General features: G+C 56.9%; 13 protein-coding genes and 3 pseudogenes. 8 read left to right on the forward strand and 8 right to left on the reverse strand.

All coding sequences use genetic code 11. The features are described 5' to 3' along the window. Positions 1 to 83: 83 nt before the first annotated feature. Positions 84 to 1,043, forward strand: a pseudogene (gene ftrA, locus ACPOL_RS13755) (transcriptional regulator FtrA); the annotation flags it as partial. 251 nt (positions 1,044 to 1,294) lie between these two features. Here ftrA and ACPOL_RS13760 read toward each other — a convergent pair. From ACPOL_RS13760 to ACPOL_RS13780, 4 genes are all read right to left on the reverse strand, one after another. Then, positions 1,295 to 2,053, reverse strand: a complete 759-nt coding sequence (locus ACPOL_RS13760) for a metallophosphoesterase family protein (protein ID WP_236657464.1) — start codon at positions 2,051 to 2,053, stop codon at positions 1,295 to 1,297. 23 nt (positions 2,054 to 2,076) lie between these two features. Further along, positions 2,077 to 2,439: a DoxX family protein gene (locus tag ACPOL_RS13765; RefSeq protein ID WP_114207565.1), complete on the reverse strand. Its 363-nt coding sequence runs from the start codon at positions 2,437 to 2,439 to the stop codon at positions 2,077 to 2,079. A 72-nt stretch (positions 2,440 to 2,511) separates the two neighbouring features. Then, the gene (locus ACPOL_RS13770; protein WP_114207566.1) at positions 2,512 to 3,048 is read right to left on the reverse strand and encodes a MarR family winged helix-turn-helix transcriptional regulator; all 537 of its coding nucleotides are present in this window, start codon (positions 3,046 to 3,048) and stop codon (positions 2,512 to 2,514) included. Positions 3,049 to 3,732: 684 nt separating this feature from the next. Next, complete coding sequence (locus tag ACPOL_RS13780; protein WP_114207567.1) at positions 3,733 to 4,731, reverse strand: SGNH/GDSL hydrolase family protein; 999 nt, start codon at positions 4,729 to 4,731, stop codon at positions 3,733 to 3,735. A 380-nt stretch (positions 4,732 to 5,111) separates the two neighbouring features. Here ACPOL_RS13780 and ACPOL_RS13785 point away from each other — a divergent pair, with 380 nt between their 5' ends. Genes ACPOL_RS13785 through ACPOL_RS13795 form a run of 3 tightly spaced genes read left to right on the forward strand, consistent with a single transcriptional unit; the run spans position 5,112 to position 7,322 of the window. Beyond that, positions 5,112 to 5,819 (forward strand): hypothetical protein, encoded by a 708-nt coding sequence (locus ACPOL_RS13785; protein WP_114210824.1) that lies wholly within the window; start codon positions 5,112 to 5,114, stop codon positions 5,817 to 5,819. Beyond that, positions 5,816 to 6,553 (forward strand): hypothetical protein, encoded by a 738-nt coding sequence (locus ACPOL_RS34120; RefSeq protein WP_201759223.1) that lies wholly within the window; start codon positions 5,816 to 5,818, stop codon positions 6,551 to 6,553. Before ACPOL_RS13785 ends, ACPOL_RS34120 begins: the two co-directional genes overlap by 4 nt. A 52-nt stretch (positions 6,554 to 6,605) precedes the next feature. After that, a complete protein-coding gene (locus ACPOL_RS13795; protein WP_114207568.1) occupies positions 6,606 to 7,322 on the forward strand; it encodes a CPBP family intramembrane glutamic endopeptidase in 717 nt (238 codons plus the stop codon). Between the two features lie 347 nt (positions 7,323 to 7,669). Here ACPOL_RS13795 and ACPOL_RS13800 read toward each other — a convergent pair whose 3' ends face one another. Then, a complete protein-coding gene (locus tag ACPOL_RS13800; RefSeq protein WP_201759224.1) occupies positions 7,670 to 8,626 on the reverse strand; it encodes an alcohol dehydrogenase catalytic domain-containing protein in 957 nt (318 codons plus the stop codon). A 123-nt stretch (positions 8,627 to 8,749) separates the two neighbouring features. On the opposite strand from ACPOL_RS13800, the gene ACPOL_RS13805 reads away from it, so the two are divergent. Both ACPOL_RS13805 and ACPOL_RS13810 read left to right on the forward strand, forming a co-directional pair. After that, on the forward strand, positions 8,750 to 9,349 hold the full coding sequence (locus ACPOL_RS13805; protein ID WP_114207569.1) for a TetR/AcrR family transcriptional regulator: 600 nt from the start codon (positions 8,750 to 8,752) through the stop codon (positions 9,347 to 9,349). Positions 9,350 to 9,415: 66 nt separating this feature from the next. Next, on the forward strand, positions 9,416 to 9,748 hold the full coding sequence (locus tag ACPOL_RS13810; protein ID WP_114207570.1) for a hypothetical protein: 333 nt from the start codon (positions 9,416 to 9,418) through the stop codon (positions 9,746 to 9,748). Between the two features lie 311 nt (positions 9,749 to 10,059). Here ACPOL_RS13810 and ACPOL_RS13815 read toward each other — a convergent pair. The 3 genes and pseudogenes from ACPOL_RS13815 to ACPOL_RS34135 all read right to left on the reverse strand — a co-directional run. After that, positions 10,060 to 10,449: pseudogene (locus ACPOL_RS13815) on the reverse strand (IS91 family transposase); the annotation flags it as partial. Then, positions 10,446 to 10,985, reverse strand: a pseudogene (locus ACPOL_RS34125) (tyrosine-type recombinase/integrase). The pseudogenes ACPOL_RS13815 and ACPOL_RS34125, both read right to left, overlap by 4 nt. Then, entirely contained in the window at positions 10,985 to 11,338 is a 354-nt protein-coding gene (locus ACPOL_RS34135; protein WP_201759227.1) for a site-specific integrase, read from the reverse strand. The pseudogene ACPOL_RS34125 and the gene ACPOL_RS34135 overlap by 1 nt, the downstream one beginning before the upstream one ends. A 231-nt stretch (positions 11,339 to 11,569) precedes the next feature. Here ACPOL_RS34135 and ACPOL_RS13825 point away from each other — a divergent pair, with 231 nt between their 5' ends. Next, complete coding sequence (locus ACPOL_RS13825) at positions 11,570 to 12,454, forward strand: tyrosine-type recombinase/integrase (RefSeq protein WP_114207423.1); 885 nt, start codon at positions 11,570 to 11,572, stop codon at positions 12,452 to 12,454. Continuing rightward, positions 12,451 to 13,638, forward strand: a complete 1,188-nt coding sequence (locus tag ACPOL_RS13830) for an IS91 family transposase (protein WP_114210808.1) — start codon at positions 12,451 to 12,453, stop codon at positions 13,636 to 13,638. Before ACPOL_RS13825 ends, ACPOL_RS13830 begins: the two co-directional genes overlap by 4 nt. Positions 13,639 to 14,021: the final 383 nt, after the last annotated feature.

The raw sequence follows: 14,021 nt of genomic DNA on the forward strand, positions 1-14,021 counted from the left end.
GCCAAACCTTGCGAGTGGCCCAAAAGTCGATTATCGTAAAAATCATGCCAACCAAGCGCTCCTAACAAAGATCTCAAACCGCGCAACGTCACGTTGCGGTGCTTGCCTATGAAGGCTTGTGCACTTTCGAGTTCGGGATCGCCGTCGAGATGTTCGGCCTCCCTCGCCCTGAGTTCGACCGGTGGTATACCTTCACGGTCTGCGGATTGGAAAATCGGCCGCTTCGCGCTACGGGAGGCATTTGCGTAACCCCGAAAAAAGGCCTGATCGGCCTACAAAAGGCGGACACGATTATCATTCCAGGCTGGTGTGATCCGGACGAGTTGCCGCCCCGGAATCTGATTCGAGCACTCGTCAAGGCTCATGAACGCGGCGCCCGGCTGATTTCCATTTGCTCGGGAGTCTTCGTTCTCGGGGCGACGGGTCTTCTAAACGGCAGGCACGCGACGACTCATTGGAGATACATCGAGAAGCTGACCCGCAGATTTCCGCTCATCCAATTGCAGCCGGATGTGCTTTATGTCGACGAAGGAGACATTCTGTCCTCTGCCGGCAGCGCCGCTGGAATCGACCTATGCCTTCATATCATTCGCAAAGATTTTGGGACTGTCGTGGCGAATCAAGTGGCGAGAAGATTGGTAGTCCCGCCTCATAGGGAAGGCGGCCAGGCACAGTTCATTGATAAGCCTGTCGGCGAGGCGGCACACCCGTGGCTTACCCAACTGCTGGAGTGGACTCTGGCAAGAATACACAAGCAAATCACGGTTGAACGGCTTGCTTCAGCAGCTCACGTCAGCAAGCGAACGCTTTGCCGTCGCTTCGCGGAAACGACGGAAACAAGCCCGCTCGATTGGGTCTCTGGCTTGCGGGTTCGGCGTGCAAAGGACCTGCTGGAGACAACTACACTCTCCGTCGAAGAGATCGCGGAAGAGTCCGGGTTTGGGTCGGCGGCAGTGCTGAGGCACCATTTCCGAATGAGGGTGAAGCTAAGTCCGAACATGTACCGCAACCAATTTCGCCAAGATGCGTCTATGGCACTCTGATGCAATCTGTGCAAATAATTCACTCATCAAAGAGAGGCCCGCTGGACGCAGAATAGATAAGGAAAAGGCCCGTGTCGCCGTGGACGTAGGGGCTGGCGCAAAATCGCCAATGCTCTCATCGGGAGCACATCAACTTAGATTTGCCAGTCGAGATTGGCCGCGCCGTAGTTGGTGATGATGACTTCGAGAGCCGTTATTGATTGCTCGGAGTCGGCGTATGAGATTGGCAAGTTGAACAGAGCGAGTGCAGATTAGACGAGGCCCGTCCGTAAAGCCTTAGCCCAATTCGCTCGTCCACGGCTTTCGGCCAGCTTCGCAGCATTCTCCCAGTCGTAAATGACGGAATACAATTCCGCTGACCAAGAACCGTTGCGTTTCTCCACGAGTGCGTACCGGGCGTGCGGGGATCCAGTCTGCATTTTGTGAGGGAAGGGCCGGTCGTCCTCGTAGGCTGGTAGTCCTACCGATCCCGGATTCACAACGAGCCTTCCATCACCCAAATTGACGCTGCGTGGAATATGCGTATGTCCACAAAGAATCAGTGGCGCGGGTACTCCGCGGGCGCGATCGTGGATCTCGAATGGATCGGCCTCTCGAACCGCTTGAGGCTCGACGGTCTCCAAGAAATAACCGAGGTCGCTTTCTGGTGTGCCATGGACTAACTGAATCTCTCTTTCGATAAGAAGTGTTGTCGGGGTGTGTTTGATCCACCTGATGTGATGCGTTTCAAGGCAAGACAAAGCATATCGGTCTGACTCTCCCATCTCATCAATCGGCAAGGTTAAAAGCTGTCGTTCGTGGTTTCCCCTAATCGTCGGAATGTCTAGCGATAGTAGGCAGTTTGCACATTCGGCAGGAAACAGAGGACCCGATAGTGAATCGCCGAGGTTCACGATCAGATCTGGCGCATGCCCTTTGATGTCAGCCAGCACAGCTTCGAGCGCCGCCAGGTTGCCATGAATATCAGAGATCGCCGCAATTTTCATCATCCGTAAAGCCCCGCCAAACAAAAGGCTGCAACACAGGAGACTACTCAGAATCCAAGGAGGCTATGCATCGCGTCTTGATGACGAAGGCCAAACCCTACCCAGATTACGATAGGGATAAAGACCTGGACGAAATACGGGTCTCTCACCCGGATGTGTGCCGAGATGGCTCCGCCCATCCATCCCGTTGCCAGTATTGCGCCGATGAAGGAAGTCGCTGGGACCAGACTCACCGCCGCGATCACGATCTTGACAAATCCGAACACGGGCAGAACATCCGGAGAGAATCCTACGTGCTCCATGTTCTTAACCATCACCGGGGCCTTCATCATGTTTATTGCGCCGCCTAGGACGAGGGGAAGCGCGCCAATTATGCTCACTATCCAACCGACGTAGACGAGTGTGAACATCAGCAAATCCTCCTTATGCGTTATCAATGGTGTCCTATCAGACCCATACCATTCGAGACAGTCGAGCGCCCTTCACTTCAGCTTTGACTTCCTGCTCTTTAGCGGAGAACCTGCGGGACGTCTCGTGGCACTGGGTTTGCCACTCATGCTCCGATAGCCTGGATGGACGCCCGCTGCGAGGCCCATCTGATCTGCAATCTTTGACAGGAGAGTCTGGAGCGTCACGGTCTCCGCTCTTGTGAGTGCGGCGCACATCAGCCGATTGTGCTCGTCGGCAACCTCTCGTATCGAGAGCAAAGTCTCCTTTCCTTTTGCAGTCAACGCGAGCGAATAGAGCCGCCTGTCTGTGGCGTGAACTTCGCGCACCAACAAGCCACGAGACTCGAGGTCGTCTATCAAGGCGACGAGGCGACTGGCATGCATGTTGAGCGCGACAGCAAGAGCTTGCTGACTTATTCCCTCCGACCGAGCGACGAGCCGCAGAATTCCTGCGTCGGCGGGGGCAAGGTCGAGCGGGGTGAGCAACCTCGTGAACTCTTGCGCGGCTCGCGCGCCCAATTGGGAAAGCAGAAAGGCAACCCTATCTGAGTCATTCTGTTTCGGATTCATGTTTTCTATCCGTTCATCCCACAGTATCGTTCACTATGGTAATTGTTCTGCGGCAACGAGAATGGCGTGCAGGCTGGCACTCGCAATAATGAATGCACGTTGTGCGGCGTACGTCGTTCGAGCCTCACCGAATGGGTGCGCGATTCTTGATTGAACCCCTGCCAACGTTCTTCTGGGAAAAAGATTCTGGTTTCTTTGAACTCAACCCGCCGCGTTGTGCCTGGAATGTTGCGGTACAAAGCTCTTCATTTCGCTAATCCTCGCTTTCATGTTTATGAGTTCCACGAACTGATATGAGACTGGTTCGCGAACTCTCACACTTTCGAGGTTGACGTTGTCGCTCTATCTCGATGCAAGTCACTGACTTTCGGAATAGCCTCAGGATTGTGAATGTTAGTTGTGTCTCGGCGTCGATCAGCCTCCCCTTGCTCAGCCCCAAAGTAGTTCGAGACAGATTCGCCAGCACTTGGCTAAGATGGAATCGAAATGGCTTTCAGCACCGCATCTGAGAGCGTCTCAGCACCTAATTGGCTGAAGTGAAGATGGTCACCAGCATCATAAGCCGGTTTGAGTCGCACAGGGTTTTCAGGGTCACGCAAGACGGCATCGGCATCGATTAACCCGTCGTACTCTTCGCATCCGCGTATCCACTCATTGACCCTTTGCCTTTGCGCGTCACGAGTCTCAAAATCGCTCCACGCAACTCCCGCGGACACAGCCGAATTCCCAGGATCCCAACCCCCCAAATGGCACGATTGTTGCTCCGATGATACGGATGTTGCGGGATTGTGCGACGCCAATGCAATGTTTCAAGCCATCGATAATATCCCCAGGCGTTACAGTCTCTGATGCGGGCGCCCGCGTTCCTGGGAGGATAATGTCTCCAGTACCCTGCATTAGGACGGCCCCTGTGACACCCGGCAATGTCGAGAGTGCGGTTTCGAAACGGCGAATACCAGCGACTCCTCCAAAAAATCCTGCCGAACCGGAAATTGATGGTCCGCCAAGTGAAACGCCATCGTGAAGGAGCCTGTTGCCGTCTAATCCCATATTAAGAATTGCTAATGTGGGGTTCTTGGCGAGATGCAGGCGTTCGACGATGTACCCGCCGTAGAGGCGTGTATTGGAATCGCCGAAAAGGATCGTTGCGGAGACGTTTTGCGCTGCATTTACGGCAACGCCGCTTAGAAACAGAACTGGATGAACGGACGTAATGCCACGAGCCGACACGGTCTGACCTTCGATTCTTGAACTCGTCGCACGGTCACCCGGCGCAGATACTACCGTTGGATACCGATGTAGGCCGCCGGTCAACATTTTCGCGCCGTCAGGAAGATAGAGGCTAACAACGATTTCCGAAAAATCAGACACAGGAAGGGGGATCGGGTCGCTCATCAAAGAACCGCCCGGCGGAATTATGGTTGACGTTGCGCCGGCAAAACTAAGCCCTTGATCGGTCTTGGGATCGAAAACATTTGTGGAGACTGCCAACGCAACCGTTCCAGAGCCAATTGTGAGCGGAGCATCTCCCTCAGTATTAGACACTTGCAGACGCAGTGCAGATCCGCCACGGGTCAACCTCAACGTGGTGCGTAAAGTCCGGTCCGGGGGGATCGCGGCCACGAGAGGGGTTTCGTTCCATGGCGCGACTGCCCACGATCCAACCCAGTTTTCGTTGCTCATTTGTTCAGCTCTCCTGCTTACAACTGCTCTGTTCACGCACTTCAATCAGTTCATGCGCTTCTCATGATCTGCCCAATCCGCTGCACGCAGTTGCCCTACGTGATCGATGACGATTGGCATCTCGCCGATAGGACTATCGAGCCGAGCAATGAAAACCATGCGAAGTGCTTCATGTGCTTTCTTCCTTCCGTGTTTTGCCAATCCTGCGTCGAGCCCGTCCGTTAGAGCTAATCGAACGAGCTAGAGTGCTTTGTTGTGTCTGCCAATCCCAAACCCTATTTCTCTTTACAGCAGACGTTGAATCGTTCAGCTTGACCATTGCATCTCACAATCGTTTCTGTTAGTAATGATTACATGAAGAATGCATGGGAGGCAAGTTTATGTCAGAGGCTGTAGGTACGGAGTTCTCGGGACAGCGGCACCCAGGACCGGCTCTTGGACCGCTCGCCATAGTTTTCACGGCTGTCTTCATTTTGGGACTACTCCCGGTGACCGCTGTCGGGGGCATGCCCTACTTCCCCGGTCCGTGGGAGTCCTCACAGACCATTGATACCTTCTTTCGGCTTCGTCCTGGCGCGGCTCTGTTGTGCGCTTTTATTCAGTTTGGAGCGGCAATTCCGTTGGGTCTATTCACTGCGACGATCACCAGCCGACTGCGATTTCTTGGCGTGAAAGCGGCTGGAGCGCATATTGCTCTGTTTGGAGGCTTGGCTGCGTCCGCAGCCATCGCGTCAAGCTCTCTGGTCTTGTGGGCAATCGCGCAACCAGGCATATCGAGCGACACAACGTTGACCGCTGGACTCTACTACGTGATGTATGCACTGGGTGGCCCCGGATATTCAGTACCGCTTGGCCTTCTGATCGCGGGCGTTTCGGTTACCTGCTGGTTCTACAAACTCCTTCCGCGATGGATCTGCGTTTTCGGATTTGTTCTCGCGGTATTCGGTGAATTGAGTTGGCTGAACCTAGAACTTCCTAAAGCACTCTTTCTTATTCCGCTCACTCGTTTTCCCGGCTTCATCTGGATGATCGCAGCCGGCTTTGCGCTACCGTCGCGTGCTCGGACGCGGCCTGTGGAGGTCCAATGAAAGCGGCGAGCGAACGGCAGTTCATTCGGATATTGCACCTGGTGCTCAGTATCCCAATCGTGGGATATATCTACGGGCCTGTCGCCTCTATCCCTCAGGCGGTGCGCTTCACTCGTTGGGTTGCGATGCCGGTTGTTGTATTCACCGGTTTCTGGCTATGGCTCAAACCGCGCCTGCTCAAGTGGCGTCGCCAATCGAGCGGCGCAGCACGAACGCTCCTTTCCCTCACGGCACTGTTTTCGCTGATGTCGTCCACGGCGATGGCGCAGTCTCCTGTATTAAGCGTCGGAGGCGCTTGTCCCTACTTTTCAGCTCAGACGGTGACGGGCAAGCCACTGGTTTTGCCGGAGGCAGCATCTGGAAAGACCGCTCTCGTGATCTTCACATTTGGTCGCGCTAGCGGCAAAGACGGGCAGACTTGGAACCTCCGCTTAGCGAAGGACTTCCAAAACCCCGTGCCAAATTACACGATCATCTTCGCGGAATCGGTGCCAAAGATGCTTCAGGGGCGGGCACTATCCGGCATCAAGAGCGGCATGCCTCAAGAGATGCAGAATCGAGCCGTACTACAACTTCAAGACGAGCAAAAGTGGCGCACCATCCTTGGGGTCAAAGATGACCAACACGCTTATGTGCTTCTTCTTAAGCCAGATGGACACATCGCCTGGAGGAATGCCTCGACGTTCTCGGAGTCCGACTATGCCTTTGTGCGATCTCAGCTAATTGTGCGCTGAATCACGTTGTACCCCGCGGTTTTGTCAGGCCGCAGAGAAAGGAGTAACGGCAATGTCAGCCATAGAAACGTACGCGGTCTCACCCGATATAAGCGGGAAGAGGTTCTTGGCAGCGTTGGGCACCGCAGTCGGCGCATCGGCAGTGACCGGAGCTTTAAGTTATGTCTTGTTTCGATTTCTCGACTCAAGCAGCCGCAGTCAGGCTATCGTATTCATCGTTTACACAACACTCGTAGTGACACTCTGTGCATTCTTCAGACCCGTTGCGAAAGCGCCGATTGGGCTCCGCTTCACAAGCCTCAAACATCTGCTCGCGAGCGTAGGTTTGCTAATCGCGACGCTCGCGGTGACCGCCCTGTTCTATCGCCTGATGAGCCCCGTCTTTGGAGATTTCTTTGGTTTGGTACGCCAGATTGCAGCCTTTGCCACCGACGCAAAGCGGCTGCAAGGTCAGCCCGTTATGGCTTGGATCATCGCGACCCCCCGGGGTGTTCTTCTCGTTCCTCTTTTCGAAGAAGTACTGTTTCGAGGCTTACTTCTGGCTTGGTTGCGGAAACATCTTCGCGAAAATCTGGCGGTGATTTCCATGGCGGCCCTCTTTGCCCTGGAACACGGGTCGTTTGCCGTGGCTCCATATGCGTTTCTATTAGGCATCACCATGGGCTATGTAAAGCTTCGCACAGGCTCGATTCTCAATACCTTCGCCATGCACTTCTTGAACAATGTGTTCCTGCTCGCAATCGGTCTCAAACTATTCGGGCATTCCTGATGCAAAACCAACAAGAGCGCCCTATCGAGGAGCCACGATGGCCAAACATGGCGGAGAATCTTGGGAAAGCGTCCACATCTGCCCGAGGTGCGGTCACGTCGTCAATCTCGCGGAGTTGGACTTGAGAGCAATCAACTACCGGAATTGTTGCGTGTCCGAACTGCGATTGGTCTGGGCAGATCGAAATACAAATCATCAATCAAGTACCTCGTAAAAGGCCTACTTCAGTCGAGTGAGGACGCTAGACCGATGAGCCGACCATTGCTGCGCGAGCCGGCTGTTCGGTGAAGAAGGACTAAAAGGAATCGATGACGACCACGCCTGTCGTGTCATATGTGCCCATCGCTTCAAGTACCCCGGTGACTCCATCCAGTCCAACACGTTGATGAACGACTTGGCCGGGCTTGAGAGTACCGGCTGCGCACATCGCGAGCATGGTATCGAAGCGCTAACGTTCCGTAGAGTCGAAGCTCATTGAGCAGGATCACGTCAATGGGCAAGGCCACATAGCCTTTCTCTTTGCGTGTGGTGTGACCGAGCTGTACGTGTCGTCCGAGTTTGCGCAGCGACATGACAGAGTTGCGGCAGGTCTCGTCGATGCCTAGCGCGTCGACGGATACCTGCGCACCGCCATGTGTAATCGTGCGCACGGCTTCGACGGGATCATCGGTGCGACTGTTTATCGTATGGACAGCTCCCAAGTCCCGGGCGGCGTTGAGCGCCTTCAAGGAGGTATCGACCGCGATCACTCTTGCGCCGGTCGCCACGGCAATCTGCACTGCGGATAAGCCCATTCCACCTGCTCCGTGTACTACAACCCATTCGCCCCCACGAACCGCTGCTTGGTTTACCACACCATGAAACGCAGCCATGTAGCGGCACGCCATACTCGCCGAATCGACGAATGAGATGGCGTCAGGCAATCGCACAAGGTTTACGTCAGCATAGCGAATCGCGACATATTCGGCGAACGCACCCCAGTACGAAACGCCGGGAACGAGTAAAGCTCCGCTATCACAAACGTGCTGGTTACCACTGCGGCACCACTCGCAAGTGCCCTCGCCTGGATTCATCGGGAAAATGACACGATCGCCCTTCTTCCAGTCCTTCACGTCACGGCCCACCTCCTCGATGGTGCCGCTGAACTCATGTCCTAAGACAAACGGTGGTTTGATGGCGAGTCCGCGCCAAGCCCAGTCGTCGGTCCAAAGATGCCAGTCAGTACGGCAGATGCCGTTGGCACCCACACGCACAATCGCCCCGTCAGCGGGGCATTCCGGATCGGGGACGTTTCGTATTATCAAGGGCCTGTTCAGTTCTTCTATCACTGCAGCTCGCATGAAATCCACCTATTCTTTGCCGACCGACAAAGAATAGCACGAATCTAGTATTCTTGTATAAGCAGCAAACAAAGAGGTGGGCATAACATGGCTGGACGACCTCGCGAATTCGACCGGGATAAGGCTCTTCTACTTGCCCGTGATCTCTTCTGGGAGCGTGGGTATGAAGCCGTGTCGATGGCAGATCTAACTGAGAGGCTTGGACTCGCCTCCGCCCGACTTTACGCAGCGTTTGGGTCGAAGGGAGATCTCTTTCGTGAAGCCATTACACATTACGAGACACAAGAAGGTGGTTTCGCAGATCGTGCTCTTGCCGAGGAAATCACGGCGGCTCGGGCGATTGAGAGAATGTTTCACGACGGGATTGAGCTGTACACACGCAAACAGGGGCCCCGCGGATGTATGGTCGTCTCCTCTGCCACAAACTGCACGGAGGCCAATGAGCAAGTTAGAGAGTGGTTGGCAGAACACCGCAGAGCGCGGACAGCGAGCATCACACGCCGCATCCAAAAGGCGGTTTCCACCGGCGAATTACAGGCAGAAACGGATGCGACTGCGTTGGGGGAGCTTTACGCCGCAGCACTCCACGGGATATCAGTTCAGGCCCGCGATGGAGCGAAACGAAAACGCCTGATGGCGATGACTCCGTTGCTGGTGTCGCTTATGCAATCGAATTTAGCGCACTAAGCTTGCACGGATTACTGGCGAAAGAGTGGTTTCTCGTCTTCGTCGCGCAAGGAAGAAAGGGGAAACGTGCAGGAAGGGGGAACGTCTTCCTGCCGCGAACCTGGCGAGCCGAGGCCGGGAAGCAAGCGGGATGAGGGTGCCGGAGAAACCGAAGGGGGTTCTCCCGACGCCCGCAAGAAAGCCCCGGACGAATCCGGGGCTTTTGTTTCGAGGGTTGGTTACGCGGCCTTCTTTCGGGTCACTCCGCAACAGTTCGGCCATCTGCGCAAACCTCAAATACCCGAGCAACCGCATCCCTATGACGGGTTCTCGCCAACTCTGACCGTCTCGATCGGTGCCCCGTCCGCCGTCTCAGCTCACAGCCGGCGGCATTCAATCCCCATACATCCACCGCGCTAGCGGCTTAGCGCAAATCGCCGTAGCCACAATGCCCCGCACCGACAGCACCGCAAACCGACGCACCCGCGCGTGCGGGGCATTGTCGATACGGCACTAGAGATTATGCGTCAATCCAGAATTGTTCCTGGCGACATGAGCGTTTATCGATACTTGGAAGGAGCGGGTATATTACGGGAAGGCGAATCGATAACCATCTTTGTTTGCAACTGCTCGAACCTTATGAAGAGCGTGTCTCACAAGTCCTTTCCAAATTCGCACGCGCTTGGTGAGTGGATGGCTGACAATCACGCCAGCGCAAAGTAGCTTTGGGTCAGGATCGTCGCGGCACTGGTGCGGTAGAGCAGATCGTAGAGCAGCCGCTTGTTCTGGAGGACAAGAGCGGAGAGCGAATGCGGCAGAGTGAAGACGACGTGGAAGTACGGCACGGGCAACAGTTCAGCCGAGCGCGCCGCCAGCCACTTGGCGCGCGCGTTTCCCTGGCACTTCGGGCAGTGCCGATTGCGGCACGAGTTGAATGAGATGGCTTGATGGCCGCAGCGGACGCACTGATCGCGATGACCGCCCAGTGCCGCGGTGCGGCAGCGAGTGATGGCATCGAGCACCTTGCGATGCGGCCATGCAAGATGGGACTGCTGCTGTTCCCAGAAACTGTTGCCCGTTCGACGAACAATATCGGCCACCTCGAAGGTGGGCCGGCTCATCTCTTCCTCAGTCTCCTGGAACGCTTCACCTCGTTGGGGTTGGACACCTCGATGGCTTCCAGCGGGCTTGGAATCGCCTGCAGGTGGCGCCGCGACAGGTGCAGGTAGACGGTCGTGTGAGCAAGCTTGGCATGACCGAGAAGAACCTGGATGGTGCGCAGGTCGGCGCCGGCTTCCAGCATGTGCGTCGCGAAGCAATGGCGAAGCGAATGGGGAGATACATGCTTAGTAATGCCGGCGCGCTTGGCGGCCTCGTGGACAGCCTGCCAGACAATCTTCTCGGTAATGGGTACATCGGCCCGCCAGCCCTTCACCGTGCCTGGGAAAAGATAGGTCTTGGGCTTCATCCAGCGCCAGTACTCGCGCAGAGTCTCAAGCAGCTTCGGGGTCAGTAGCACGTCGCGGTCGCGGCCACCCCTGCCCTAGCGCACATGAATGACCATGCGCGTGCTGTTGATATCGGAGACCTTGAGGTGGCACATCTCGGCCCGGCGCAGGCCCGTTGCATACAGCATCATCATCATGGTGCGATGCATCAGGTTCCCGGCCGAATCGATGAGCCGCGATACCTCCTGCTGATCGAGAATCGTCGGCAGCCGCCTCTGTCGCTTGGGAAATGGGATGTGATCTGGAAGGTATGCCGACGCAGCGTCTTGATTAAGAGAAAACGCAGCGCTGCAGTGCGGCCTTCGATGGTTCCTGGGGAAAGCTTGCGCTCGCGAAACAGATACGCCTGGTACTGGCGGATATGCTCAGGCCCAAGGCGTTCCGGTGAGCAATGGAAATACTTCGCAAAGTCTTCCACCGCGTGGATATAGGAACGTGCGGTGCTCTGAGAGTAATTGAGGCGCTGGAGTTCATCCAGCATTAGCTGCCGAAGATGGGTCACGGTAAACCTCCTGTGACCCGAGGCTTACACAGCCAACAACGCCGGAGGACAGCCCGAACGGCAGCGTCCGCTGCGCCAACGGCTTAGTTCAAACGCCCTTTGCGGAAGTTGGCGCTTCACTGACGAGAAGCCGACTTGAACTAAGCCGCTGTGCGGCGGACGCATTCGCGTGCGCTGGGCCAGCAGTTGGGGTGATGATCTAGCGTTTGTCGCAGAGAAGGAGGAATTTCTGTGACCCATCTACGTCAGATCATGCTGGAAGAGTTGGAGCGCCGCAACTACGCTCCGTCCACGATTCGCGCTTACATCCGCACCGTCGAGCACTACTCGCGGCACTTTCACCGTCCACCCGATCAGCTCGGCCTGGATCACATCCGGGAGTATCAGGCAGCCATGTTCCGTACCTGGAAGCTGGCTCCCAACACGGTCACGCAACGGCTGGCTGCGTTGCGCTTCCTCTACATCCAGGTACTGAAGCGCGGTTGGAGCGCCGCCGAGACGCCCTATCCGAAGAAGGTGCTGCATCTTCCGGAGATCCTCAGCCAGCAGGAAGTGGCTCGCCTGATCGATGCGACCGAGACCCCGTTCCAACGCATTCTAGTCATGACGCTCTATGCCACAGGAGCGCGACGGGCAGAGGTGGCTCGGCTGAAGGTGACCGACATCGACAGCCGGCGGATGGTGGTGCACATCCGCGGCGGCAAGGGACGCAAGGACCGCGACGTGATGCTGAGCCCGGCGCTGCTCGAAGCGCTGCGCACCTACTGGCGCGGACTTCGGCACAAGCCGAGCGAGTGGCTGTTTCCCGGCAACCGGTGGCATACGTCGAGCCGGCCGGTTACCACCAAGGTGCTGTGGACAGCGTGCCAGCAGGCCGCGCTCCGCGCCGGTTTGGAGCACAAGCACATCCATCCGCATACCCTGCGTCACTGCTTTGCGACGCACCTGCTCGAAGCTGGAGCCGACCTACGCACGATCCAGGTCCTGCTCGGTCATCGCGATCTCGAAGAGACCACGATCTATCTTCACCTCTCCAGCAAGCATCTGAGTGCAACCTCCAGCCCGCTCGACACCCTTCAGCTTGGAACACCAGGAGAAGCCTTACGAAGCGCCTGAGCCGCTCCTCTGTGGAGATGGCCGACATCGTTCGCTACGCTGGGCAGGGCTTCGTCGAACGCAGCCGCAGGTGGATCAACGGCCAGCATGAGAAGGTGCTGACCGCGATCACCCGGTGCCGCACTGCCGCTCTCGGGGGCCATCGCGACCAGTGCTCCGGCTGCGGGCACACGGCCATCTCCTACAACTCGTGCCGGAACCGACACTGCCCCAGGTGCCAGGGCAACGCCCGCATCCGCTGGCTCCAGCAGCGCGAACGCGAGCTGCTGCCCACGCGCTACGTCCATGCCGTGTTCACGATGCCGCGCGAACTGGCACCACTCGCACTCCAGAACAAGCGGTTGATCTATGGACTGCTGTTTCGCGCCAGTGCCGCCACGCTGCTGGAGGTCGCTCGCGATCCGCGACACCTTGGAGCCGAGATCGGCTTCTTCAGCGTGCTGCACACTTGGGACCAAAGATTGCAGCATCATCCGCATGTCCACTGCGTCATCGCCGCCGGCGGTCTCGCACCGGATCACGCCGGTTGGGTCTCCTCCCAACGATCCTTCTTCCTGCCAGTCAAGGTGCTCGGGCGTGTCTTCCGAGGCAAGTTCGTCGCCGGCCTGAAGGCCGCATTCCAAGAAGGCAAGCTCGAGTTCCACGGCCAACTCGCATCGCTTGCCCAGCCACGCAGCTTCGCCGCCAGGCTCAGAATCCTGTTTCGTCACGACTGGGTCGTCTACTCCAAGCGTCCCTTCGGCGGACCGGAACATGCCCTGCGCTATCTCGGCGCTTACACCCATCGCGTCGGCATCTCCAACAGCAGACTGGTCGCTCTATCCGATGGCCAGGTCAGCTTCCGCTGGAGAGACTCCGCGCACAACAACAGGAAGCGAGTCATGAGCCTTCCTGTAGACGAGTTTCTGCGTCGCTTCCTGTTGCACCTGCTGCCTCGCGGCTTCGTCCGCATCCGCAACTTCGGCTTCCTTGCGAACCGACAACGTGCTACGTTGCTGCCGCTCTGCTTCAGCCTGCTCGAGCGCTCATCAGGACTGCCAGCGCATGCCCCTCAAGAACCTGCACGATCCACCGCTCTTCCGAAGTGTCCACACTGCGGCGCAATCATGCACGTCGTCGAACGGCTCACCTTGGCTCAACTGATGGTTCGCCCTCCACCGCTCCCGCGCAGGCAAGCCGCATGAACCTCCAACCTCATCCTCGAATCGGCTTGGTGCCTCACCATCCCTGCCTGTCCTACGCCACAACGAACACTCAAGGACACTCTTCGAGGACAACAGACAGATGCACTCACCGTCCGACTCTCTTCGGTGGCCATCCACTCCCACCTCAAGAGCTTCCAAAACACCAGGACCACCAGGTTCATCCCTGCCACAAGCGCCTCAAGCCTATCCAACTCCCATAGACCAGAGGCCCCGGACAAAGCGGCTTCCTTCAAGTCGCTGTATCCGAACCGCACCCCAACAGGACTGTTCTAGGTCCAGCCATCTCAAACGTGCGGTCCAGATACAGCCCTAGGACTTCGCGGTGCTGATAGCGTCCGCCGGACCCAAGACACAGGTTGTCA

This window comes from Acidisarcina polymorpha (assembly GCF_003330725.1).
Classification (GTDB): domain Bacteria; phylum Acidobacteriota; class Terriglobia; order Terriglobales; family Acidobacteriaceae; genus Acidisarcina; species Acidisarcina polymorpha.